The sequence below is a fragment of the Oleiphilus messinensis genome (genome assembly GCF_002162375.1).
GTDB classification, from domain to species: Bacteria; Pseudomonadota; Gammaproteobacteria; order Pseudomonadales; family Oleiphilaceae; genus Oleiphilus; species Oleiphilus messinensis.
This window is the reverse complement of the sequence record NZ_CP021425.1, coordinates 5,752,852-5,777,111: the sequence shown is the minus strand read 5'-3', so window position 1 is coordinate 5,777,111 and position 24,260 is coordinate 5,752,852. Positions and strand designations below refer to the sequence as shown.

The 24,260-nt window shown below is 50.8% G+C and carries 19 protein-coding genes; 11 read left to right on the top strand and 8 right to left on the bottom strand.

The window, feature by feature from the left end; all coding sequences use genetic code 11:
- Positions 1-4: 4 nt before the first annotated feature.
- From recC to recD, 3 genes are read left to right on the top strand one after another with little or no spacing between them, the layout of a single operon-like run.
- Positions 5-3,361 (top strand): exodeoxyribonuclease V subunit gamma, encoded by a 3,357-nt coding sequence (gene recC / locus OLMES_RS24950; protein ID WP_157678581.1) that lies wholly within the window; start codon positions 5-7, stop codon positions 3,359-3,361.
- Entirely contained in the window at positions 3,358-6,984 is a 3,627-nt protein-coding gene (gene recB / locus OLMES_RS24945) for an exodeoxyribonuclease V subunit beta (protein ID WP_087463749.1), read from the top strand. Before recC ends, recB begins: the two co-directional genes overlap by 4 nt.
- The gene (recD, locus tag OLMES_RS24940) at positions 6,981-8,876 is read left to right on the top strand and encodes an exodeoxyribonuclease V subunit alpha (protein ID WP_087463748.1); all 1,896 of its coding nucleotides are present in this window, start codon (positions 6,981-6,983) and stop codon (positions 8,874-8,876) included. Before recB ends, recD begins: the two co-directional genes overlap by 4 nt.
- Positions 8,877-8,896: 20 nt before the next feature.
- On the opposite strand, the gene OLMES_RS24935 is transcribed toward recD, so the two are convergent.
- Both OLMES_RS24935 and OLMES_RS24930 read right to left on the bottom strand, forming a co-directional pair.
- On the bottom strand, positions 8,897-9,121 hold the full coding sequence (locus OLMES_RS24935) for a helix-turn-helix domain-containing protein (protein WP_087463747.1): 225 nt from the start codon (positions 9,119-9,121) through the stop codon (positions 8,897-8,899).
- 15 nt (positions 9,122-9,136) lie between these two features.
- Entirely contained in the window at positions 9,137-9,685 is a 549-nt protein-coding gene (locus tag OLMES_RS24930) for a DUF2975 domain-containing protein (protein ID WP_087463746.1), read from the bottom strand.
- 292 nt (positions 9,686-9,977) lie between these two features.
- Between OLMES_RS24930 and OLMES_RS24925 the strand changes: the two genes are divergently transcribed.
- The 4 genes from OLMES_RS24925 to OLMES_RS24910 all read left to right on the top strand — a co-directional run bounded on the left by OLMES_RS24925 (position 9,978) and on the right by OLMES_RS24910 (position 13,975).
- Positions 9,978-10,877, top strand: a complete 900-nt coding sequence (locus OLMES_RS24925) for a metal-dependent hydrolase (protein WP_087463745.1) — start codon at positions 9,978-9,980, stop codon at positions 10,875-10,877.
- Entirely contained in the window at positions 10,877-12,409 is a 1,533-nt protein-coding gene (locus OLMES_RS24920) for a flavin-containing monooxygenase (RefSeq protein ID WP_087463744.1), read from the top strand. The genes OLMES_RS24925 and OLMES_RS24920 overlap by 1 nt, the downstream gene beginning before the upstream one ends.
- Before the next feature lie 265 nt (positions 12,410-12,674).
- On the top strand, positions 12,675-13,340 hold the full coding sequence (locus tag OLMES_RS24915) for an SDR family oxidoreductase (RefSeq protein ID WP_087464666.1): 666 nt from the start codon (positions 12,675-12,677) through the stop codon (positions 13,338-13,340).
- A gap of 395 nt (positions 13,341-13,735) precedes the next feature.
- Positions 13,736-13,975: a hypothetical protein gene (locus OLMES_RS24910; protein ID WP_087463743.1), complete on the top strand. Its 240-nt coding sequence runs from the start codon at positions 13,736-13,738 to the stop codon at positions 13,973-13,975.
- Here the strand turns inward: OLMES_RS24910 and OLMES_RS24905 are convergent.
- Both OLMES_RS24905 and OLMES_RS28145 read right to left on the bottom strand, forming a co-directional pair.
- Positions 13,944-15,599, bottom strand: coding sequence for an IS200/IS605 family accessory protein TnpB-related protein (locus OLMES_RS24905; RefSeq protein WP_087463742.1), 1,656 nt, complete (start codon positions 15,597-15,599; stop codon positions 13,944-13,946). The genes OLMES_RS24910 and OLMES_RS24905 overlap by 32 nt on opposite strands.
- On the bottom strand, positions 15,599-15,748 hold the full coding sequence (locus OLMES_RS28145) for a MerR family transcriptional regulator (RefSeq protein ID WP_157678579.1): 150 nt from the start codon (positions 15,746-15,748) through the stop codon (positions 15,599-15,601). Before OLMES_RS28145 ends, OLMES_RS24905 begins: the two co-directional genes overlap by 1 nt.
- 69 nt (positions 15,749-15,817) lie before the next feature.
- On the opposite strand from OLMES_RS28145, the gene OLMES_RS24900 reads away from it, so the two are divergent.
- Positions 15,818-16,447, top strand: a complete 630-nt coding sequence (locus OLMES_RS24900) for an aldehyde dehydrogenase family protein (protein WP_087463741.1) — start codon at positions 15,818-15,820, stop codon at positions 16,445-16,447.
- Between the two features lie 208 nt (positions 16,448-16,655).
- On the opposite strand, the gene OLMES_RS24895 is transcribed toward OLMES_RS24900, so the two are convergent.
- Both OLMES_RS24895 and OLMES_RS24890 read right to left on the bottom strand, forming a co-directional pair.
- Positions 16,656-17,588 carry an NAD-dependent epimerase/dehydratase family protein gene (locus OLMES_RS24895; protein WP_087463740.1) on the bottom strand — a complete coding sequence of 311 codons (933 nt, stop codon included), beginning with the start codon at positions 17,586-17,588 and terminating at the stop codon, positions 16,656-16,658.
- 269 nt (positions 17,589-17,857) lie between these two features.
- Complete coding sequence (locus OLMES_RS24890; protein WP_087463739.1) at positions 17,858-18,763, bottom strand: LysR family transcriptional regulator; 906 nt, start codon at positions 18,761-18,763, stop codon at positions 17,858-17,860.
- Between the two features lie 98 nt (positions 18,764-18,861).
- Between OLMES_RS24890 and OLMES_RS24885 the strand changes: the two genes are divergently transcribed.
- The gene (locus OLMES_RS24885) at positions 18,862-19,719 is read left to right on the top strand and encodes a pirin family protein (RefSeq protein ID WP_087463738.1); all 858 of its coding nucleotides are present in this window, start codon (positions 18,862-18,864) and stop codon (positions 19,717-19,719) included.
- Between the two features lie 14 nt (positions 19,720-19,733).
- On the opposite strand, the gene OLMES_RS24880 is transcribed toward OLMES_RS24885, so the two are convergent.
- Positions 19,734-20,477, bottom strand: a complete 744-nt coding sequence (locus OLMES_RS24880; RefSeq protein WP_087463737.1) for an SDR family NAD(P)-dependent oxidoreductase — start codon at positions 20,475-20,477, stop codon at positions 19,734-19,736.
- 143 nt (positions 20,478-20,620) lie between these two features.
- On the opposite strand from OLMES_RS24880, the gene OLMES_RS24875 reads away from it, so the two are divergent.
- Complete coding sequence (locus tag OLMES_RS24875; protein WP_157678577.1) at positions 20,621-20,947, top strand: hypothetical protein; 327 nt, start codon at positions 20,621-20,623, stop codon at positions 20,945-20,947.
- On the opposite strand, the gene OLMES_RS24870 is transcribed toward OLMES_RS24875, so the two are convergent.
- Positions 20,944-21,849, bottom strand: coding sequence for a LysR family transcriptional regulator (locus tag OLMES_RS24870; RefSeq protein ID WP_087463735.1), 906 nt, complete (start codon positions 21,847-21,849; stop codon positions 20,944-20,946). The genes OLMES_RS24875 and OLMES_RS24870 overlap by 4 nt on opposite strands.
- A 114-nt stretch (positions 21,850-21,963) precedes the next feature.
- Here OLMES_RS24870 and metE point away from each other — a divergent pair, with 114 nt between their 5' ends.
- On the top strand, positions 21,964-24,243 hold the full coding sequence (gene metE, locus OLMES_RS24865) for a 5-methyltetrahydropteroyltriglutamate--homocysteine S-methyltransferase (protein WP_087463734.1): 2,280 nt from the start codon (positions 21,964-21,966) through the stop codon (positions 24,241-24,243).
- Positions 24,244-24,260 lie beyond the last annotated feature (17 nt).

The window sequence follows — 24,260 nt, the reverse complement described above, 5'->3', positions numbered from 1 at the left end:
CATCGTGCTGACGGTATATCCCTCCAACCGATTGGAAGATCTGGCACAATTGTTGATAGCGGTGCTGGATCAAACTCAGGGACCGGTGCTTGCAGCACAACAAATCATTGTTGAGAGCAAGGGCATGCAACACTGGTTGCAAATGCAGCTTGCCGCCAGTCGCGGGATCGCCATGAACCTGCGTTTTCCGATGCCCGCCCGGTTTATCTGGGAAACGGTACGAGAAATGCTCGGGGCAGAGCAGGTGCCGAGTGAGTCGCCTTTCTCGGAAGCGATCATGACCTGGCGGATTGACCGGTTGCTGGCAAATCCGGTTTTTTTTCAGGCGGAGCATACCGATCAAGTGAATCAGTATTGGGGGGCTGAGACACCCCAGCCGGATCGGCTGAAGCGTTATCAGCTGGCCGCTAAACTGGCCTCGGTGTTCGAGCAGTATGTGCTCTATCGGCCAGACTGGATAGAGGCCTGGGATGCTGGCGGCACGATTAAAGAAACATTGGTTGACGGCATCGGGCTTGAAAGCCTTGATCCTAAAGTCGAAGCCTGGCAGCGCCATTTATGGCAGTGTCTGGTGGCGGATACGGATTGCGATCATCCGGTTCAATTGCAAAAGAAAGCGTTGCAGAGTCTGGCAACACATTTCAGGCGACTGCCTGAGCATATTTTCCTGTTTGGTATCAATACGCTGCCGGAATCCAGCCTGTATTTTTTCAAACGTCTGGCGCAATATCGCCATGTCCACCTCTTTCATCTCAATCCCTGTGTCGAGTTTTGGGGGGATCTGCAAAGCGATAAAGCTCTGGCCCGACAAATGCGTGAGGCACAGTGGGACGCCTGGATTGCGCCGGAGGATGAACAACTACGCAACCCTCTACTGGCCAATCTGGGGCAACAAGGCAAAGAATTCTTCAATTCCGTTCAGGACACGGACCATTTTGAAATCAGTGCGTTCGATCTGGTTCCGCCGTCGGATAAAAGCGAAGCGGGAACGGAACTGCTTAAGCATCTGCAACGGGATATTTTGACGCTGCGGAATGCTGTCGAAGACGCATCCGGGGGCTCGCCTGCAGAGCCCATCGTAGATGACTCGATGGCGGTTGTATCCTGCCATAACAGTCTCCGGGAAATTCAGGCGCTGCATGATTATCTGTTACATCAGTTTAATCAGGATAACAGCCTGAAGCCTCAGGATATTGTGGTGATGTGTCCCGAGATTGAAGATTACGCACCCTATATCGAGGCTGTGTTTCGTTCCGCAACTGAAAATCAGAAGCCCGATGCACCGCCGCGCTTGCCCTGTTCCATTGCGGACCGTATCGTCATGAATGAAGAGCCGCTGATCAGTGCCTTTCTGGATGTTTTACAACTGCCAGATAGCCGTTTCGAGGTGAGCAAAATTCTCGACTTTTTGCGTGTGCCGGCATTGCAGGAAAAGTTTGGTTTCGCCGCAGCAGAGCTTGAAACACTTGAGTGGTGGTTGCAACAAGCCTGTATTCACTGGGGGCTGGATGGTACACATAAAAGCCATTTATCCGGTGTGCCCGAGAGCAATCAGGTATTCACCTGGCGTTGGGGTTTGGAGCGTTTGTTACTCGGTTTTGCCCATGGAGATCACGAAACGATTTTTAGCGCAAAGCTGCTGCTTCCCCATGTGGAAGGTCAAAATGGGGTGTTATTAGGGCGAATCCTGCACCTGCTGGATCAATTGCAATACCACACCGGGGAATTGACTCAGACGCGCACTGTAGCCCAATGGCAGCGTTATTTGATGGATCTGAAATGGACCCTGTTTTCGCCCACGGAAGAAGAATTTGCGGCCAATATGCTGATCGAGGATGTGATCAGCCGCCTGGCGGAAACCTGTACCGCTGCGCACTATGATGATCCCATCGAGTTTGCCGTGATCCGCCATTATCTGCAGAATCATTTCAGCCAACCGGACAGTGGTAACCATTTCATGACCGGGCAGGTGACCTTCTGTTCCATGGTGCCCATGCGCAGTATTCCCTTCAAGATCATTGCGATACTGGGGCTCAATGATGGTCAGTTTCCGCGTCAGAATAAACCTATCAGTTTCGATTTGATGGCCGCCTTACCCCGACGAAGAGGGGATCGGTCACGCCGGGCGGATGACCGGTATTTGTTTCTCGAAACATTGATTTCTGCCCGCAGCCGCCTTTATCTCAGTTTTCAGGGGCGTCACGTTCGTAACAATGAAGAACGGCAACCCAGCCTGGTCTTGAAAGAGCTGTTGCATTATTTGGACATGGGCTACGGCTGGACAGAGCAGGATATCCGCCAGCAGCCCTTGCACCCCTACAGTGAGGCTGTATTCAGCGGGACGAGCCCGGGGTTTGACCGGCACTGGTTGCGCTTGCACCAACCATTGCGCGAGCGCCAAAACAGTATTCGCCTTGACCCGATGGATGTACCCAGAGAGCCGCTTGATCTGGAGGTGTTGGTCAGCTTTCTGAATGATCCATTGAAGGCATTTGCTCAGACTCGACTGGGACTTTTTCTGACTGAAAGCGATCAGGCAATTGACGATGCTGAACCGTTTGCAATGAACACCTTGACTGAGTATCAGATCAGGGAACGTTTAATTGATCATGCGCTGGCACAAACCGATACGGGTCAAGTACTGCAACGTTACCTGCTCAGTGGTGAGTTACCGGATTCGCCCTTGAGTGCACGCCGACTGGAAACGCTGGAAGGGCAAGCACAGGATCTGGCCAGCGCGATTTTGAATATGGGTCAGCCACAGCGCACTCGCCTGGAAACGTCGTTTGCCGGGCTGACTGTATTTGGCGAGATACACTGGTTACCTGAATTGCGCCGCGTGATTCTATTTCGACCTGCAGATCGCAAACCCAAGGATGAAATTCGGCTTTGGCTCCAGCATCTGTTGGCATCGATAGTTTTGGGAGCCGATCTTACCACCGTGGGCTATTACGGCAAAGAGTCACTGACGGCGATACAAGTTTCTCCCTGTGCTGAGACTGACCTGTCACCGGAACAGACACTTCAGCAAATCGTGCAGTTATGGTTGCAGCACGGCATGAGTGAGCCTGTAGCTTTGCACGGTAAACTGGGGCAGGTCTTGATTGCGCAACACCGCAACCGCAAAACTTATGAGCTACCTGAACCGGGGCAAATACAGGCCTTGATCCGTGAGAACGAGTGGGTGAAAAGTGTTCCCGACACGCTTGAAGGGGATCGCTATTATAACTGGTTCTTCGGCGCGGAACAGACGCCATCGTACACGCACTTCGATTGGGTTTTAGCGATCTATTACCCCATGTACCAGCATTTGCAAAAACCGGTAAACATTGATCAGATTAACAGGGAGCCTTCTGCGTGAGCGAGTCAGGACGATCTCAACCTTTAAGCCCTGCTGATTTGCCATTGCATGGCCGTCATCTGATTGAGGCCAGCGCGGGAACGGGTAAAACCTATAATATCACGCGATTGTATCTGCGCTTGTTGATTGAAAAACAGCTGAGTGTGCAGCAAATTCTGGTGATGACCTTCACTAAAGCGGCCACTGAAGAGTTACGTGGGCGGATTGAAACGGTGCTCCGTGAGAGCCACGACCAGTGGGACGCGCTGGTCAGCACGGATCCGTTTTTCCAGAAACTGGCGCAGAATGTCGATAAAGCTGGAGCACTGGCCACGATGCATCGCGCATTACTGGAGCTGGATGAAGCGGCTATATTCACGATTCACGGCTTTTGCAACCGGATTTTATCACAGGAGGCCTTTGCCAGTGGTCTGCCGATGGATATCAGTATGGAAGCCGATACCAGTGAATTGCTATTGGAGTCCGTGCGGGATTGGCTGCGGCGAATCAATCAACAAGCCGATAAATTTGACCTTCTGGAAGCGAACAACTGGCATACGCCCCACCAAATCCTGCAGGAATTTGGCGCGTTGTTACGCCATGATGAACCCTTGCAAGTGGTTTCCCGTGAATCGGTTCTCGCTGAAAACCCGGATGCCTTTCAGGATCTTGTGCCACGAAAACAGCGGTTACTAACCCTGCTATCTGCAATGGAGGCGGAGATTACTGCAGGTTTTATTGAAAAGACCAAGGGGCAGGAACAGGCACGTGGAGAAGCCTGGGCAGCTCTGAAAAGTTGGTTGGGTGATCCTGAAGAGGCAGCTTGTCCGAAGGTCGCTCGTTTGTGCGTCAACTGGACGAAAATGCGCGCCCCATTGCGTGCTCATTTTGAGCCGGTTCGTACACTTATTGAAAACACCGACGAATGGTTGGACAAAACGGAGCGTATTCCTGCTCTGCTGTTGCTTCATGAGGGGATCCTGGCCATTCGCGACGGGTTCAAGCGCTTGAAAAAGCAACACATGGTGATGGACTTTGATGATTTGATCAGTCATCTCAGCCAACGCTTGAACGCAGCTGATGGTGCGCAGTTGGTGCGCATCATTCGCAATCAATATCCTGTTGCGCTGGTCGATGAATTTCAGGACACCGACCCTCACCAGTATGCGATTTTAAATCAGGTCTATCCCCGTAGCGCAGAAGATCAGGCGCTGTTTATGATTGGTGATCCCAAACAGGCGATCTACGGATTCCGGGGTGGGGATATTTTTGCCTATCTGCAAGCCCGCAGCGAAGCGGACTATCAATGGCATATGGATACCAATTGGCGCTCTATTGATGAGGTGGTCACCGGCTATAATCGGGTCTTTTGGGGAGCACCGCTTACGGATCCGGCTACCGATGTGTTTGGCTATGATATTCACTACGAGCAGATTCACCATACCGTCCATGCCAAGGCTGCAAAGATGCCGATGCAAGATGATCTGTCATTGAACGGCTCAGACAGGGGGGATGGGACTGATGACAGACGCTGCGCTTTGCAATTTTTCTGGCTGGCGGAGATAGATAACCCGAGTGGTAAATCGGGGAAGCCGCTTACAGCAGATTGGCAGAATGGCCTGGCGGCCTGGTGTGTGGCAGAAGTTGAGCGCCTGCTGGCTAATGCCCGTCTCGGGGAAACGTCATTGCGGGAGAGTGATATTGCGATTCTGGTTCGAAGCGGGGCCGAAGCGGCGATTGTCAAAAACTGGATGCAGCGGGCCGATCTGCCCTCGGTATTTTTGAGTGATCGGAGCAACGTTTACAGCAGTCCGCAGGCAGAGGAGTTACGCTGGGTGCTCCAGGGCATACTGGAGTGTGAAAACGATACCTTGTTGGTGACAGCGCTTTCAACCCGCTTGATGGGGGGGAACGCCGAGCGTCTGGCCCGTTATCAACAAGCAGATGGTGAGGCGTTGTGGGAGCGCACCCGTGACCGGGTCATGCAATTACGAGAGCTGTGGGTCAAGCGAGGTTGCATGTTAATGTTGCTGGAGCTGATCCATCATCACTACCTGCCGGAGCCGGAACAGCATGAGCGCGCCCTTACCAACATGCTGCATCTGGCAGAAAAGTTACAGGAAGCCTCCCGCAAGTATCGCCAGCCCCAGCAATTGTTCAAATGGTATAGGGATCAATGTCTGAATCCCGATGCGACGGAAGAAGCCCAGCTGCGTCTGGAAAGTGATGCCAACCTGATTCGGATTGTCACCATGCACAGCTCTAAAGGGCTGGAATACCCCATCGTGTTTGTGCCATTTGCGAGTAACTATGCGGATCCAGCCCGAAGCAAGTCAGTAAGCAAATATCATGACCCCAAGGATTTGAGCTTGCGCTATCAAATCGGGGCGGATGATACCGCCGTACAATGCATGGTAAATGAGGCCCACGCGGAGTCCGTTCGATTGTTGTATGTTGCGATTACCCGTGCTTCCCATCGGTGTTATCTTGGGGCCGCCCCCTTTGCCAAGAGTGAACGTTCGGCATTGGGGATGACGTTGGGTCTTGCCGATGTTGATCAATGGCTTCCTGCCTTGCAAGCTCTGGCGGAGACCTCGGAAGGTTGTATTGGTTACAGCCCTATCTCCAGTGCTCTTTCCAATGGCGCGCCGGTTAGCCCGAATCGGGGTGAAGCACCTGTGCATATGGAATTATCGGCATCGGATTTGCGACATCCCATTGATGACAGTTGGCGTTTGGCATCCTATTCCGCTTTGGCCCGTCAGGTTTTTACCGAACGTCAGGACCGGAAAAACCGTGATGAAGAGGATCGACTTCGGGTGGTAACCGATGAAGTGCCAAACGCAACGGCGGGCAATGACCCGGCGGTACCGGATCTGTTGCCTTTGCGCTTCCGGCTGACCAAAGGACGCCAAGCGGGAAATTTATTACATGATATTCTGGAACGGACCGATTTTTCCCATCCTCATTGGGATGAGGTGATAGACAGGCCATTGCAGCGTTTTGATCAGGATGGTTGGGAAACGCTGAAACCGGAACTGGTCGCGTGGCTGGAGGATTGTCTGGACACACCGATACCTCTTATTGGCGAATCCGGTTCGACTTTTACTCTGGGGCAGCTAACCCATGCCCATACCCTGCGTGAAGCGGAATTCTACTTTCCATTGACCCAGGTTCGACGGCCTGACCTGATCAGCATTTTAAAGCAGCATCGACAGCAGTTTGCACAGGTTTCCGGCAGCCTGTTTTTGCCGGGTGAATCCCGTATTACCGGGATGATGCATGGCTTCATCGATCTTATCTTCGAAGTAGAAGGGCGTTATTTTGTGTGTGACTACAAATCGACACACCTGGGGGATGATTTCAGCTGCTATGGTCATGGCGCGTTGCTGGAGAATATACAAGCCCATTTTTATGATCTCCAGTATTTGATTTATTGTGCCGCCCTGGACCGATATCTGGCTGCCCGGCTTGGCCCGCAATACAATCGGGAGAAGCACTTTGGCGGCGTATACTATTTCTTCCTGCGGGGGATGTCGGCGGCGAATCCGCTACCCTTGGGTATCTTTGCCCAATCTATTGAGCCGGCATTTCTGGATGCGCTAAACCGGGTAATGGGGGAATTGCCGGAGGAGGCTGTATGATTCCGCTTCGCTTTGACACCCTGAGTCAGCAGGTTGCAGGACTGGAAGCCATCGATTTTTATCTGGCGCGGGATTTAAGTCGTTGTTTGCTGGAGCCGAGTCATAAAACGCTTTCCGGGACAGAACAGGCGTTGCTGTTCAATATGCTATTGGCATTACATTGGTTCTTGCGACAGGGTAATACCTGTTTGCCGGTTGCCGAGCTGGCCGGATTGTCGTTCGGTCAGGATCGGGAAAAGGGTATTCCCGGTTTGCAGTTTCCCGGGAAGATAGAACTCTTGGCCGTGTTGGCCCAAGTCGCAATTCAACCTGAAGATACCGGCCCGGTTGTTCTCGATCGGGAGGCGCTCTATCTCCGACGCTATTGGATCTTTGAGTGTGAGGTGGCGGAAGATTTGCGTCATCGAATGCAATTTCTGCCGCTTTCTGAGGCACAGCACAAGAGCATCACAACCTTGGTGAAATCCAGTTTTCCACGGGCCCCGGTACCTGAGGAAATCGACTGGCAACGGGTGGCGGTCGCCAATGCGGTGGGGCGCAGGCTGAGTATTATTTCCGGTGGACCCGGAACCGGTAAGACCTTCACCGTCACCCGTGTTCTGCTTGCCTTGCAGGCTTTGCATGAGGGCCAGCTCCGGATTGAAATGGCAGCGCCCACGGGGAAAGCCGCGCAGCGTCTGAAAGAATCAATCTCGCAAGCAAAACAGCAGTTACAGAAACAGGGGGTGGATTCGGGATTGATCAACAGTATCCCGGAAACGGCCAAGACGTTGCACCGGTTACTGGGGTTTAGGCCGCGCACGGTACATCCGCGCCTGGGAGTTGAACATCCTTTACGGTGCGACTTGTTACTCATCGATGAAGTTTCCATGATCGACATCGCAATGTTGGCTCGGGTACTCCGTGCGTTGCCGGAACAGGCCATTCTCATCATGCTTGGGGATGCTGACCAGTTACCCTCTGTGGAAGTTGGCAGTGTCATGGCTGATCTGACCTGTCGGCCTCACCCCGGATACTCTGGCGTGGTGGCCGCGCAGATTGAAGCGATCACCGGGCAGTCTGTGCCTGTCGATGAGTCGAGTCGCTTTGGCCATTTGACCTTGCTCACCAAAACCTACCGTTTCGGTGGCGAGATCGGTATTCTGGCAAGCGCGGTAATCCAGTCCGACGGCAAACAGAGCTGGGCGCTTTTGCATGATCACGAGTGGCAACAGACTCAGGCTTCCTTGCTGGAAGACAGTGCCCAAGTGACCTACATTCCAGATCATCGTACCGATGAATGGCTCAAAAATGCCTGTCTTGAATATTACCGGCCCATGTTGCTCGCGCCCTCCGTAGATGATGCTTTTCTGCAGTTGTCTCAATTTCGTCTGCTAACGCCGACCCGTGTGGGTAATCAAGGTGTGGTCGCCCTGAATGATCGCGTCGAGCAAATTCTATTGCGCAGCAACATGGGGATTCGACCCGGTCAGCACTACCGTGGTCGTCCAATCATGGTAACGGAGAACCACTATGGTGTGCGCTTGTTTAATGGCGATATTGGTTTGGTCTGGACTAACGAAGAGGGTCATCTGGTTGCGTATTTTGAAGACAGTGAGCGTGAAACCGATAAAGACTTGAACCAAACCCCGCTCAGGCAGGTCAATCTGGCTCGGTTGCCCGCAGTGGAAACCGTTTACGCCATGACAATCCATAAAACCCAGGGCTCTGAGTTTCAGCACGTGGCAATTGTTTTACCGGAGGTAGAGAGTGCGATACTCAGCCCGGAGTTGTTGTACACGGGCATTACCCGTGCCAAGCAACATGTTTCGATCTGCACCAGTGAAGCGGTTTGGAAAGCCGCGTTGAAAAAACGAGCCAAGCGTTACTCGGGCCTGGCTCAACGCTTATAGTCTGGTTCTGTCTGGGCCTGTCAGGAGGTATCCCGGGCTTCCTCCGGGATATAAATCAGAATATCCCCAGGCTGGCAGTGCAACGCATTGCAAATTGCCTCAAGTGTGCTGAAACGTACAGCCTTGGCCTTTCCGGTTTTCAGTATGGACAGATTTTGCTCGGTAACCCCGACTTTCTGAGCCAGTTCTTTCAGGCGCATCTTGCGTTTTGCAAGCATCACATCGAGCTCGATTTGAATCGGCATGGCTTGTCCTTCTGATTAAATCGTGAGTTGATTTTCATCGGCGAGCTGTTGGGCCTCCGCCATCACCCAGGCGATGATCAGGACAATGAATGCACAGAGCAATGGCATCAAATCCAAGCCAGTGAACGTCAGACTTAATACCCGTGACCCCGGCGGATTGTTGAACGATAGAATGACCGAGATCAGTCCGCTATACACAAACGAACCCGCCATCCAGTAGAGAAAGCTGTAACCCAGTTTCCGGATATGGGTTGTTGCTTCGAGTGTAAAAATCTCGCCTTTTTCATATCCCTTGAACAGACGAATCAGATGGCTCAGCGCGTACATGACCACCGCAGCGGGCACCATGCTGGCCAAAAACGCCAGAAAACGCGTCGTTAAGTTCAGGGCTTGATCGGTATAGCGTGCCGGAGGGTGAGCGGTTTCGAAAATACCGTACCGGGTGATGAAATCAAGCCCTGTGCCAACACTTAACCAGTAGAAAAGTATGAATGCGGGTACGGCAAAAAACAGGCATTGCAGCAACATACGTACACGGCAGCTTTGTATTCGAATTTTATCCATCGGGTTATCTCCTCTTTGTAAGTGATGGAAATGGTATGCCGTTATGAATCTTTTTTCAATATATAATTAATGATAAACGATAAATAATGGCTGTTTTAATTTGTAGTGTTTGTGTCTGGATTTGCCTTTTTTTAGCTTTCGCGACCGGGAAATTGGTGGCTAGCGCGCACCAAGCTGCTTTGCAATTGACCTAGATCATAAAATAACAACAGCTGTCTATGTACCATTGATTGATGTTGAATATGGGCGAGGGGGCTCATATCACTGCAGATTCCATAGGAGTATAAGATTAATGAGCATCCAGATTGATCCAATTCGCCGAAACCTGAAGTTCGGATTGTCCAAAGATAAAGTCCTGAACTGGAATGCAGATGGCCTGCATGTCACCCAATTCTACAATACCCTGTCCATTTTCTTCCCTGCCGGAGAACGCTTCTTTATTCAGAGTGTTCGCAATTACCGTGATGATATAACGGACAAAACCTTGAAAGCGCAGATCTCTGCATTTATTGGTCAGGAAGGTTTTCATACCCGAGAGCATGAAGAATACAACGAGGCACTGGCGGCAGCGGGTATGCCGATTGAGCGTCTGGATGCAATTGTGGTTGCCACGCTGGATGCGGTAAAAAAACTGCCCAAGCCTTTCCAGCTCTCTGTTACCGTCGCATTGGAGCATTTGACTGCCGTTCTGGGTGATATGCTGCTGAGCAATGAGTTCCTGCTTGAAGGGGCGGATGAACACTATGCTGCAATCTGGAACTGGCATGCGATTGAAGAAACAGAACATAAAGCCGTGTGCTTTGATGCCTACGAAAAAGTGGTTGGCAAAGGTGCTGCAGCCTATGGCATGCGGGTTTTTGCATTTGTACTGGCCAATGCCATCTTCTGGACGTTGTTTTTGCCATTCTACACCGCGATGTTGAGTCGAAGTGGTGGTGTATTCAATGTGAAAGGCTGGCTCAAGGTCGGCAATTTGTTGATGGGCAAGCCGGGAATAGTACGCCGAGTCCTGCCAGACTGGTTTGATTTTTTCCGTCCTGGTTTCCATCCCTGGATGCACGATAACCGTCAATTCCTGGAAAAAGCTGAGGCGCTGGTGGAGCAGGTCAGTAACTTTGCCAATATGCAGCCGGTACCAACGCCGAAAGCTCGAAAAACAACTGCTAACGTAGCCGCTACAGGAGCCGCATAATGACTGATTTTGAAACCCAAGTTGATGTTGCGATTGTCGGGGCGGGCTTTGCCGGTCTGGGTACCGCAATCGAATTGAAACGAGCTGGCATCCAGAATTTTGTGATTTTTGAGGGCGAAGATGGTGTGGGTGGCTCCTGGCGTACGAACACCTATCCGGGTTGTGCTTGTGATGTACCTTCGCACCTCTACAGTTATTCGTTTGAGCCGAACCCCAATTGGCCGGAAGCTTTCTCACGACAGGATGATATCCGCCAGTACATTGAACATTGCGCTGAGAAATATGACCTCAAGCCCAATATTCGCTTTGCAACGCGTGTAACCGATGCCACCTTTGATGAAGAGAACGGCGTCTGGAAAATTACTGCTAGTGATGGCAGTGTGACTGAGGCACGGGTTTTTGTCCCGGCAACCGGCGCGCTCAGCCATCCGAAGTATCCTGAAATTAAAGGGATGAGTCGTTACAAAGGCACTGCGGTGCACGCGGCCCGATGGGATGATACTGTTGATTTGCGCGGTAAGCGGGTTGGTGTTCTGGGCTCTGGTGCATCAGCCATCCAGGTTGTACCGAACATTGCGGAAGAGGTTGCAGACCTGAAAGTATTCCAGCGTACGGCATCCTGGGTCTTGCCAAAACATAACCGCTCTTACTCTCGTAAGCAACATCAGCAATGGGCGAAACATCCATGGCAGCAACGTGCGCAACGGCTGGGGTTATACTGGATGATGGAGTCTGCGTTACCGGCCATTATGTGGTATCCGAAAATGCTGCGGGTTGGGGAGATGCTGCACAAGCGAGCAATGAATAAGCACATTAAAGATCCGGCGTTACGCAAGAAATTAACACCGGATTACAAAGTGGGTTGTAAACGAACACTGGTTTCGGATGATTGGTTCCCTGCTTTTGCCCGGGACAATGTTCACCTAATTACCGATGGTGTTCAGGAAATGACCGCTAAAGGTATTCGCACCGCGGATGGTCAAGAGCACGAGCTGGATGTCATTATTTATTGTACCGGCTATGAAATTGGTGAACCGGCTTTCCCGTTCGAAATCAACGGTACCAATGGCAAAACCTTGAAAGAATATTGGGGGGGGCAGGCAAAAGCCTATTACGGCATGAACGTCAGCCATTTCCCGAATATGCTGCTTATTATGGGACCAAACTCAGGGCCGGGACACACCTCCGTTCTGGTGTATCAGGAAGCGCAGTATAAATACATTGCGAATTTCACCAAAACCCTGATCCGCAAGCGACTGAAGTACCTGGATGTTAAAGAGAATATTGTTCAGGAACAGTTCGAGTACTTCCAGAATCGGATGCGAAACAGTTCCTGGTTGTCCGGATGTCAGAGCTGGTATCTAAATGACGATGGCACTAATTCCACCATGTGGCCGGGATTCAGCTTTGAATATGTGCTGCGCACCCGGCGTCTGGATCTGAATGCCTACCGGGCGGTTGCCAGAACCGAAAAAACACGGCCTGCGGTAAAAGCCATACCTGCAATGGAGCAAGTGGCATTGAGTCATTGACCTGTTAGTGGAGAGAATTCGAGCGAATCGAGTTCTCTCCCGCTTGATTCTTTTTTTGACCTCGATCGTATTGCCTCCCGATAGCATTTCCTCAGCGCGTGCCTTGTTCTAAGTTTTCTTGTCCTTGAAGTTTTAGTTCGATCATTTCTGTTTAATAGTTTCCCTGGCATAACCTTGCTTTTGAGGTATTTGCCCCAATCCATGTTTTACCAGCAGCATTATTAAATTCAACGCTCAAAACAACATCAGGAACGGGGAAATGGTTATGACTAAAACGGTATTGGTTACAGGGGCTAACCGGGGGATAGGGCTTTCATTCTGTCGTCACTATCAAGCAAGGGGCTGGAATGTTTATGGTGTTTGCCGTAACACCAGCGATGCCTTGGATGCATTGCAGATCAATGTTGTTTCGGGGATTGATGTCAGTGATCCAGAGAGTATCACGCAGCTCAAGCAACAACTTGAAGGTATTCCGCTGGATATATTGATCAACAATGCCGGAATCCTCCGAAACGAACGACTCGGGTCCTTGAATTTTTCCGACATGCAACAGCAATTTGAAGTGAATACCCTTGGCCCGCTGCGGGTAACAGAAGCACTGATGGGGAATTTGTCTGAAGGCTCAAAAGTGGCCTTGATCACCAGCCGTATGGGCTCGATTACGGATAACACCAGTGGTGGCTATTATGGTTATCGCATGTCTAAAGCCGCCCTGAACAGTGCCGGTGTTTCGCTTGCAAGAGACCTGGCTCCAAAAGGCATTGCAGTTGCAATACTACACCCGGGTCTGGTCGGTACCGAGATGATTGGTGGCGTGGGCGACCTGACCCCCGATGAAGCCGCTCAGCGACTGATTGCCCGGATTGATGAGTTATCACTGCAAAACTCAGGCAGTTTCAGACACTCTAACGGTGATAGCCTGCCTTGGTAACCGGTCTGATTCGGTATTGAGATACGCCTGCAAGCGCTCTGTACTTTAAGTACGAGCGCTGCTGTTTCGTCGCTATCGGTTAATAATTTATGGTTATCGGCTCACCACTATCGCTGTAAAGCTTTCGGTTGATCAAGAGCACTATCCTCACGCTACTGCCATCCTGTTTTACCGGAAATCCTCATGCCTGAAAAATACACCTGGAAAAAGCTTGACCTTAAAGTTTACTTTAAGCTTATTCTGATTGTACTCGACGTCGACCCGACGTAGTTTTACCGGTATATCCGGCTTATTTACAATCTGACAGGAGTGCGAAAGTCCTGAAATTCAATTTTAAAGCCATTGCAACGGTATTGTTATCCAGCACCTTAACCACGTCGGTATGGGCAGGGGACGTGGACGAAGCTGGCACCGAGCAAAGCGCTATCATTGACATCGCAGGATATGATGTACCCGTTCTCGCCAATGGATTGTATGACCGTTACCGTTCTAACCCACCGCTATCGGTGATTGAGCAGGAATCACCATTAACCGACCTAAGCTGGTTTAAAACCGTTTTCATAAACCTGCTTAAACCTACTCAAGGTTTAAACGAGCCTATCCCTACAGCGCAGGGTGCGCGGAAAGCAAGGTAGTGCTTTCCTGAATCAAGTCGGGACTCATGCCCGGTCTACCATCAAGGCGAGCCTCAACGGAGTAACTAACCCGATTCACACGACGAAAGTGACGCCAGCCACTCAGAAAATCTAATGATTTTTCGAGTGGTTGGTACCAACGCTGAAGTTTGTTGTAATACTGATAATCCCCGAGCGCCATCCTTACAGGCGGATGCTCGGTCTTAACGGTACCCTTCGCGTTAATACCAATGAGTTGTTTTGGCGGCTTTTCTTTAAAGCCATAATGCCGACGACCAATCACTAACGCGGCGGCATGGTGATCTGAGAAACCGTGTCGATCGCGATATTTTATCCGCCCCAATAATGAGGTATAAGCAGGATTGATGTGATAAAGGCGTATGCCGCGTTTAATGCTTTGCGTTTCAATCAAGTCCTTGATCTTACCGTAAGCAAAGGCATTCAACATGCGGGCATACTGAGGATGATCCTGCTTTTGGTATTGCCGTTTCTTCTGCTGAAAATCCAGCTTTTCGATCACCACCGCTTTACCTTGCTGTGCGGCAAAGTCCATCAGGTCTCGTACGGCATCCCCAATAATTGCTGCCCGTTGAGCATCATTCTTATAGTGTAACGGTAAGTCAAACGTTCGGTGTTGCAGTGGGTTACCGTTTCGATCCAGCTCGACGACCGCTAAGTGATCCGGATTGACATCCACACCGATGACACCTTGGTCATCACCGATCCACTCTGCTTGCTCTGTTGGTCCTGCCACTTCCACGCTAACGAGTAACCGCCAACCTTTTTTGTCTCGCTTAAATCGAAAACTCAGGGGTTGCCCTTTGATTGATTTATCGAGTTTTTTAACCTGATTCTGCCAGACGGCTTGGGCAATAGCCGCCTTACCATGCTTGAATTTCAGGCAATCAATGTTAATGGTCGTGCCAAACGTGGCGCGTAATTGATGGGGCACCAGGAGTTTTAGCTGGTAAGCATCTTCTTGCTCACTGGGCGATAGCTGGGCATTTTGACAGCCCCAGGATTCATCATGAGAACCCACTAATAGAAATTCGCGGTGTCGTGCTTCGTACCAGCGTTGTTTCCAGCCTTCAATGGCCGAACCCGTTTCTAACGCTTGACGCTCTTTCAGCAGCTTTCGACCACCAAAACAAATCGGTGTTTTGTTTTCCTGTTTTTCGGCCACCAAGGCGGACTGCTTTTGCTGCCAACGACGCAGTTTAACTTCCTTCTGTCGTAACCTGTTGCGAAGTTGTTTCGCCTGTTGCGGGCAGCCTTTCTCTGCAACATGATCACAGCGCTTATTTAGCTTGTTGAGCGTCTTCTCCAGCTGTTTGATTTTAACGTCCAGCGTCACCAGTCGGTTGTTTCGATTGGTTTGGTAAGACTGGATTAAGCCTTTAATGCTTTGCTGGACGCCTTGAAACACCCGATAGCTGAACGGCATCCCCATTTCATGCATAAACTGGGTACGATTCAATTGCTGGGATTTAGGCTTTTGTAAGTTAGCAAACCAACGAAACTTCACTTGATTCCACAGCTCGGCATATTGGCACAATGCCGCATCCTGCTCATGAATCAAATCAAGCCGGGTTTCAAAGGTGAGTGTTTTCGTTGGCGTATCCACTAGGCGACGGCTCGTTGATTTTTACGATGATCGCGACCAGGCGTACGGAAATCTGAGAAAAATCGTGATTCTTTTTCCCAGCGACGAAGGGTGGAAATGGCCACCCCCAGCAGAAAAGAGGCAGCGCCTATCGATAGAAACTCAGCCATAATCATCACCTCCATCCATGAGAAAACAATACTGTACAAGCTACTGTATATGAGTAGGTTTAGTCAAGTATTTCGTTAACTGTTAAAACCCTAAAGGCAGAACTGCAGATTGTCTCGGATGCAGGACACACTGAGGTATTTAATCCGGCTACTGGTGCACGTCTGGGTAGTTTGGCCAATACGCCGGCTGAACGCTACCCGGACATCTTTAATTGTGCCCGTGCCGCACAACGGATCTGTGCTGAGAAAACTTTTGCCGAGCGTCGTCGCGAACTACACAAGATGGCTGTTTTCATCCGAGATCACAGCGATGAACTTGCGCGGATTATCAGCGAAGGTAACGGTAAAACCCGGCAGGACGCACTGGTCAGTGAAGTTCTGCCCTGTGCATTGGCTTGTGAATGGTATGGAAAAAATGCCGCCAGGGTGCTTCGAGATGAACGGCGTGAAATGTCCAGCCTGGTCTGGGTGGGCAAACGCTCGCGCGTAACCTATGAGGCGTTGGGGGTCGTGGGTATTATCAGCCCCTGGAATTACCCGCTTTCAATTCCCTTTGAAGAAGTTGTAATGGGGCTGATGGCGGGTAATGCGATCGTGCTCAAAGTCGCATCGGCTACACCGCTGATCGGCAAAGCGTATAAATCAAATTATTCAGCAATGCACTCCGTGGCAGGCTGTTGGAAATATAGAGCTGGATGATACGGGGAGCGTCTTTCGCGGGATCCAGTTGCGCAATCTCCCTGCGCATCCATTTATAGGGAAACGGAATGTATTTCATGGGTAAGTAACCTTACTATAAGCAGCTGACCAGAGCCGATATGATGGGATAAACGGACATTAACCTGAATATCCGTGTTGTCCCGTTTTCGTTGTCATTTGCGCCCTGGCTTACAGCTCGATAGTCGGTTTATTTTATAAAAGGCTCACTGTTGATGGTCATGAGACCGTCACGGAATGAGGTGACACCAAAGTCCGGGAAGTGCGATTTAAACTTGTCTGAAATGAAGATATTATCCACTTCATAACGGGGCAACAGCTCGGCTGCATCGCGGGCAGTTTTATTGAACAGGCCTGCGAGTTGCAACTGCCAACGTTTGATAACGGTGTATTTGGGGTCAACCTGAAAACACTGGGCCGCCAACTCGATAAACTGCCGATAGGTGAGCCGGTTATCATCGCAGGGTAAATGCCAGGTTTGATTGTAGGCACTCGGTGTGTTGCCCAGCAGCGCCATTGCCCGGCTTGCATCGGGGGTGTAAATCAAGCTGCGAAGCGTGTCATCCCGCAGAAAAACCTTCGCTTTTTTACCGGCCCGCAGATTATCGATCACCGTGGTATTGGTGATGCTCTGGGTTTTACCTGGTCCATAGAATTCCGGTGCGCGACAGATTACGGCTTCAACTTTCCCCCGATCCATGGCCTGCTGGAGTGCCGTGACAATTTCTGCCCGAACTTTACCTTTCGCACCATTGGGTTGAAACGGGATATCTTCGGTTTGGGAGGCCGAGGTCTGTGGGTACATGTAGGTGTTGTCGAAATACACCAGTTTGGTTTTGAGTGTTTCACATGCGGCAATAACATTACGCATAATGACTGGCCATTGTTCAACCCACAACTGGGTATTCATTGGCAATCCTGCGGTTAAATAAACGATTTCAGAGCCCTCGACCGCACGTAATGTTTGTTGTGGGTCGAGTAAATCAGCACTGAGTGTTTCGTCCGTTGCGTGAATTTTTTGGGGCCTACGGCTGACCAGTCTGAGCTCGGTTGTAAACGTCCGGTTCAGGTTAATCGCCAACTCCTGTCCAATCTGTCCGTTTGCACCAAGAATGGTCTGCATGAATCTCGCTCCTCTTTCCGCTTGTTCCGCTTGTTCCGCGTAGCGTGATTTAAACTTCGTTTATTCTGTATAGCCCATTACAGCCAGTACTGCTTCCACCCCAGGCTGCGTTCATTCAGTGGTACCTTTCCACCGAAATAGTGCTTGCCATGATGGTTATCCAGTGATCAATTATTGAGTTCGAATCAAGCATAACCTTAAAGTTAACTTCAGGGTCAAGGGCTTTCTTCAATGCCTATTTTCCAGCCTGCAAGCGTTCGTCTGGGCAACTACTCTTCATTAAAGCTCGCATATCGATCTGCCAGAAAATCAATCAGCGCCCGAACGGAAGGCAGCAGCCCTCTTCGTGACGGGAAAACAGCATGGATAATATCCGGCGGTGTGGTCCAGCCCTCTAAAAGTTTGATGAGGGTGCCGTCTTTCAACTGGTCTGTCACCATTAACGTTGGGAGTTGAACGATACCGACACCGGCCAGTGCTGCGTTGCGTAAAGCGACCATATCGGTTGTCACAAACCTCGGCTGAAATGGAACGCTGACGGTTTCTCCTTTTGGCGATGTCCAGGACCAGTCAAACGTATACTGGGGCTGTCCCAAGCCGAGGCTTGGCCATTTACAGAGGTCGTTTAAATGCTTTGGCATGCCATGTTCTTCCACCAATGTCGGGCTGGCGACCAGGCAAAGCGTTCGTTCCGATAAAACCCGAATGACGAGTTCACTGTTTTCGAGAGGGGGTGGGCGTACGCGTATGGCAACATCAATCCCTTCTGCGATTACATCAACCCGCCGATTCGATGCTTCCAAATGAATGCAGACCTTAGGGTGCTGCACCATAAACTCCCCCAGGATACAGCCAACGTGCGCATGCAGGAGCGCAGTCGGGCAGGTCAGGCGAATACTGCCTTGTGGTTCGGATCGAAGGGAATCGACGGCTTCCTGGGCGGATTCCGCCTCAATCAACATCGCTTTGCAATGTTGATAGTAAGTCTTGCCGATTTCAGTCAAGTGAAATGACCGCGTGGACCTGTAGATGAGCTTTGTTTCGAGTCTCTCTTCCAGCTCCGCAACCCTCCGGCTCAACTTGGATTTAGGCACGCCGATCGCGCGGCTGGAGGGTGCAAAACCACCGTGATCGATGGACTTGACGAAATAATAAAGGTCATTGAGATCTTGCATTTCATTGTCCTACCTGTGAGACAGTCATGGCCAAATTTGCCATCTACTCATTTTCTGTCCCAAGAGTAATATTATCAATAGGAATAACGGAGGTGATTATGAAAAAAGTCAATGCAGTGATCAAAGCGGCTGACCCTCATTGGGTAGGTGATGGATTTCCTGTTCGCTCTCTCTTTTCTTACCAGCAGGGTGCAGAGGAATTTAGTCCGTTTTTACTATTGGACTATGCGGGGCCGATGAACTTTCCGGCTGATGGTATCAAGCGAGGTGTTGGCGAGCATCCACACAGAGGTTTCGAAACCGTGACGCTTGTTTATCAAGGGGAAGTAGCCCATCGTGACTCGGCCGGGAATGGCGGAATCATCGGCCCCGGTGATGTGCAATGGATGACTGCTGGGTCGGGTATCCTTCACGAGGAGTTTCACTCGACCGAATTCACTCAAAAAGGTGGGCTACTGCAAATGGTTCAGCTTTGGGTCAATTTACCTGCGAAGGACAAAATGGTGCCGCCCGGTTATCAGGGAATAACGAAAGACAGGATTCCGCAAGCACCCTTCGCGAATGGTGCGGGTCAATTGAGAGTCGTTGCGGGCCAGTTCGGTGGCCTCATCGGCCCGGCTAGAACATTCAGTCCGCTTACGGTTGCGGATCTGCACCTGTCTCCGGGGGCGCAAGACTGGCTGACACTGCCGGAGGGATGGAGTAGTTCCATCGTTGTGTTGGATGGTGCGGTGAGTATCAATAATACATCTGCCGAAGCTGGACAATTGGTTCTGCTGGATCGCCAAGGAGAGCGTGTGCGTGTGCATGCAGAGCAGAAAAGCCTGCTCTTGGTATTGAGTGGCGCACCCTTGAATGAACCGATTGTGGGTTACGGCCCGTTTGTGATGAACACTCGGGCAGAAATTTTACAAGCTTTCACTGACTTTCAGAATGGTCAGTTTGGAGGCTTGTGAGTTGCATCGACACGTCAGACCAACTTTTTAGCGCTCCGGTTATTACTCAAAATGATTTGATCCACTGAACAAATTCGATCCTGGCTTAACGCAAATTGTATACCGTTAAACACATTTCGGGCGCTCAAGTATTGCCGGTCGGGCGTATCCCATTTTGGTGCATCCAGCGGTGACGGATTGCAAAAATCCGGGGGGTAAATGGTCATGATCCGTACACCGCTGCCTTTGAGGCGGCTACGTAATCGGTCGGCAAAGGTTGATTGTGCCGCCTTTGCCGCACTGAAGGCTTCATTACAGGTGGCGTGGCTGTTGTTTGGCAGGCTGGCTGTACTGTTGATAAAAATGATATCCGGATTGTTGGAATTATTCAGTAATGGTAAAAAATGCTTCGTAACCAGAATACTACCGGTTGCAGTTGAGCTGATGGCTTCTACAATGCTGGCATCATCTACCTCTGAAACCTGCCCCTCCAACCATAATGCCGCATTGTTTATCAGAATATCCACAGAGGCTGTGATGCTGTGCACCGCGCGCGCGAAGGCTGTAATTTCATCTGATTTCGTGATGTTTGCCTGAAAGCAATGGATTTTGGTTTCAGGATATTGCGCTTTGACCAGATTAGCCGTAATTTGGGCTTTCTCCAAACTGCGGGCGGACAGATATAATTCTGCCCCCAATCCAGCGAACAGAATTGCAAGGGTCTGCCCAAAGTCCGGACTTGCACCTGTAATGACGATTTTTTTGCCGTGAAATTCCATGGGTTACATCCTAATTGATTACTATTGTGTTATCGGGGTTGTCGTTGACCTGATAAGCATCATAAAACCTCAACCAAGGTTGAGGTAAAGGGCGGCGGTAAGGAATTACCGAATTTGTGAACCGCGCTTGAAATCGAAGCGGGATGGTTGAACTATACTGTCAGGCAGGATCTTTCCATGCCAAGAAGTACACACACGACATGATCACTGCCCGAGAAATTGTCAGTACCATTCTGTTTATTATTGCGATACTGCTGCCCTTCGACATGATGGCCAATGGCTTTCACTGGGTTTATCTTGCCGGGAGTCTGCTGTTTTTCGTGCTGGCCTATCTTATTTGGCCAAGCAAGAAGAAAGGGCAGAGGGAAGGGGATAACTGGGTGGTGGATTCCTTGGAATTTGTTATCGAACTGCCAATCGAGCTGATGGTTGGACTGTTTCGGTTCTTCGTCAGAGTCTTGGATCATTAAGCACTGTCTTTCGGAGTTTCCCCGAAATCACGGGACAATGCGATAAAGGCACGCAGATATTCGATATCACGATCGCTCTCACGGGTACCGAGATAAATCTGTTTGGCGATTCCATTTCGCCCTAGTCGCACTACAGCTAATGGTAGTTTTACGCAATACTCTTCTGCCAGCCAGCGCGGTAGAGCAGCTACTCCGCGACCACTTGCAACCATCTGCAACATTATATCGGTCGTTTCGCTGGTTTTGTGTCGTTTCGGGACGACTCCGGCCGGGTTTAAAAACTGCGTGTAAATATCCAGACGGTCCGGAGCGACCGGGTAGGTGAGCAGAACCTCATTGCGCAGGCTGATCGGTTCGATATAGAGATTTTCCGCCAATTCATGATGCTGTGGTACCACTAAAACTTGCTCGTAGTCGAAAACTGGTTCAAAACATAATCCGGCTTTGTGGAAGGGGTCAGGCGTGACGAGCAAGTCAATCTCATAACCCAGCAGGGCACCGATACCCCCAAACTGGAATTTCTGTTTAACATCCACGTCGACATCCGGCCATGCAGCCAGAAACGGGGAAACCACCTTCAGTAACCATTGATAGCAGGGGTGGCACTCCATGCCGATTCGCAATGTACCGCGTTCCCCTTGTGCCATTTGTTTCAGTTTACTTTCTGCATGATCCAGCAGTGGCAGAACGCGGTTAGCGATGCTCAGCAGATATCGCCCTGCCTGTGTTAGCCGTAAACTTCGTCCTTCCCGTAACCACACCGGGGTACCCAGATTGTCTTCCAGCTTGCGCATGGTGTGACTCAGGGCTGACTGGGTAACACAAAGCTCGCGCGCGGCGGCAGTCAGCGAGCCTTGCTCTTCAACGGCCTTTACGACCTTGAGGTGAATACGTTCAATCATGGCTATCTATGAATAAAACTAATGGAAGTATGAAAATATACCATTTTTATTCATTTGTTAAGTGCTCTATTCTGCATCCCATACATTCTTGAACACAGATCAAAAGGTGGCATGATGGCACTCATTCATAATCTTGGTTTCCCCCGTATTGGCGCGAAGCGTGAGCTTAAATTTGCGCAAGAGGCGTTTTGGAAAGGGCAATCCACTGAAGCGGAATTATTGGCGACCGCGAAAGCGCTGCGCGAAGTTAACTGGCAGGCACAGCAGTCATTGGATTGGGTACCCGTTGGGGATTTCTCCCTCTATGACCAGGTTCTGGATATGTCCTTTACCCTTGGCAATCTCCCGGTCCGAGTCGCAGATCTGGAAGGCAGCGCTCTGGATAGCTACTTTCGGGTGGCCCGTGGCCGCTCTGCCAACGACAGTGGCTGTAACTGTGTGCACGCCGGGGAAATGACCAAGTGGTTTGATACCAACTACCACTACATTGTGCCGGAGGTCACGACCAAGACCCGATTTTCACTGAATGCTGACCGACTTCTGGAACAGTTGGCCGAAGCACAGCAAGCGGGTGTAAAAGCGAAACCCGTTATAATTGGCCCGGTGACTTATCTCTGGCTGAGTAAAGCGAAAGATCAATCCAACCCTCTGGAGCTATTGGAACACCTGCTGCCGATATACAGTGAATTACTGGAAACGCTGGCGGATGCCGGTGCCGAGTGGGTGCAGATTGATGAGCCGGTTTTGGTGACCGAACTGGATTCCCATTGGCGACATGGCTTTGAAACGGCCTATCACGCGTTAAAGGCGAATCGCGTTAAGCTGCTGGTGGCGACGTACTTTGGTACCCTGCGGGAAAACCTGCAACTGGCTTGTAACCTGCCGGTTGCCGGGCTGCATGTTGATGCGGTGCGTGGCCGCAGTGAAATCGCTCAGGTTGCGGACTGGCTGACCACAAACAAAGTGTTGTCGGTTGGTGCGATCAACGGTCGTAATATCTGGAAAACGGACCTTAATGCCACACTGGACTGGCTGGAGCCGATTGCGCAAAAACTCGGTGATCGCTTGTGGCTGGCCCCTTCATGTTCATTGTTGCATGTCCCGGTTGATCTGGACAGTGAGGAAAATCTGGATACCGATATTCGTCGCTGGCTGGCTTTCGCCAATCAAAAACTGGACGAGCTGGAGATCCTCGGCAAAGCAATCAACAACGGTCGTCACACGGTGGCAAAGCAGCTCGCAGACAATCAGGACGCCATTGACAGTCGCCGCAATTCAGTGCGTGTTCATAACCCCTTGGTCAAAAGCGCAGTCGAAAATATTACCGAGGCATTGGGCCGCCGCAAGAGTCATTACGCCGAGCGTATCGGCAAGCAGCGGTCGCACCTCAACTTGCCGCTTTACCCCACCACCACGATTGGTTCCTTCCCGCAAACACCGGACATCCGCAAGGCGCGCCTGGCCTTTAAAAAGCAGGAAATATCGGCGCAGGACTACCACGCAAAAATGAAGGCCGAGATTGAACATGCTGTGCGCGAACAGGAAAAACTCGGACTGGATGTATTGGTCCATGGCGAGGCCGAACGCAACGACATGGTCGAATACTTTGGCGAGCAATTACAGGGGTATGCCTTCAGTCAGTATGGCTGGGTGCAGTCCTACGGTTCACGCTGTGTCAAACCACCTATTTTATTTGGCGATATCAGCCGACCCGAAGCGATGACCGTGGCGTGGACCCAATACGCACAATCGCTCACGGACAAACCCATGAAAGGTATGTTGACTGGACCGGTGACCATTTTGAATTGGTCATTCGTACGGGACGATCAACCCCGCAGTCAATCCTGTCTGCAATTGGCGCTGGCGATTCGCGAGGAAGTGCAGGATCTGGAAGCCGCCGGAGTGAATGTAATTCAAATTGATGAGGCCGCGCTGCGTGAGGGCCTGCCGTTACGGAAATCGGAATGGCAAACCTACCTGGACTGGGCGGTTGAATCCTTCAGGATCACCGCCAATGGTGTGCAGGATGAAACCCAGATTCACACGCATATGTGCTATTCGGAGTTCAATGACATTATCGAAGCCATTGCGCACATGGATGCGGATGTCATCACCATTGAGACCTCCCGTTCCGATATGGAATTGCTGGATGTGTTCGAAGCGTTCCACTATCCGAATGAAATCGGCCCCGGCGTCTATGACATTCACTCGCCGAATATTCCGACTGAGGAACAGGCCGTGAAACTGATGAACAAAGCAGCAGAACGTATTCCGGCGGAGCGCCTGTGGGTGAATCCGGATTGCGGCCTGAAAACCCGGCAATGGGAAGAGGTGATTCCGGCACTGCAAAATATGGTGGCTGCGGCCAAAACATTACGTGCCAATGCCGTCTGATAAACAGACTCGAATAC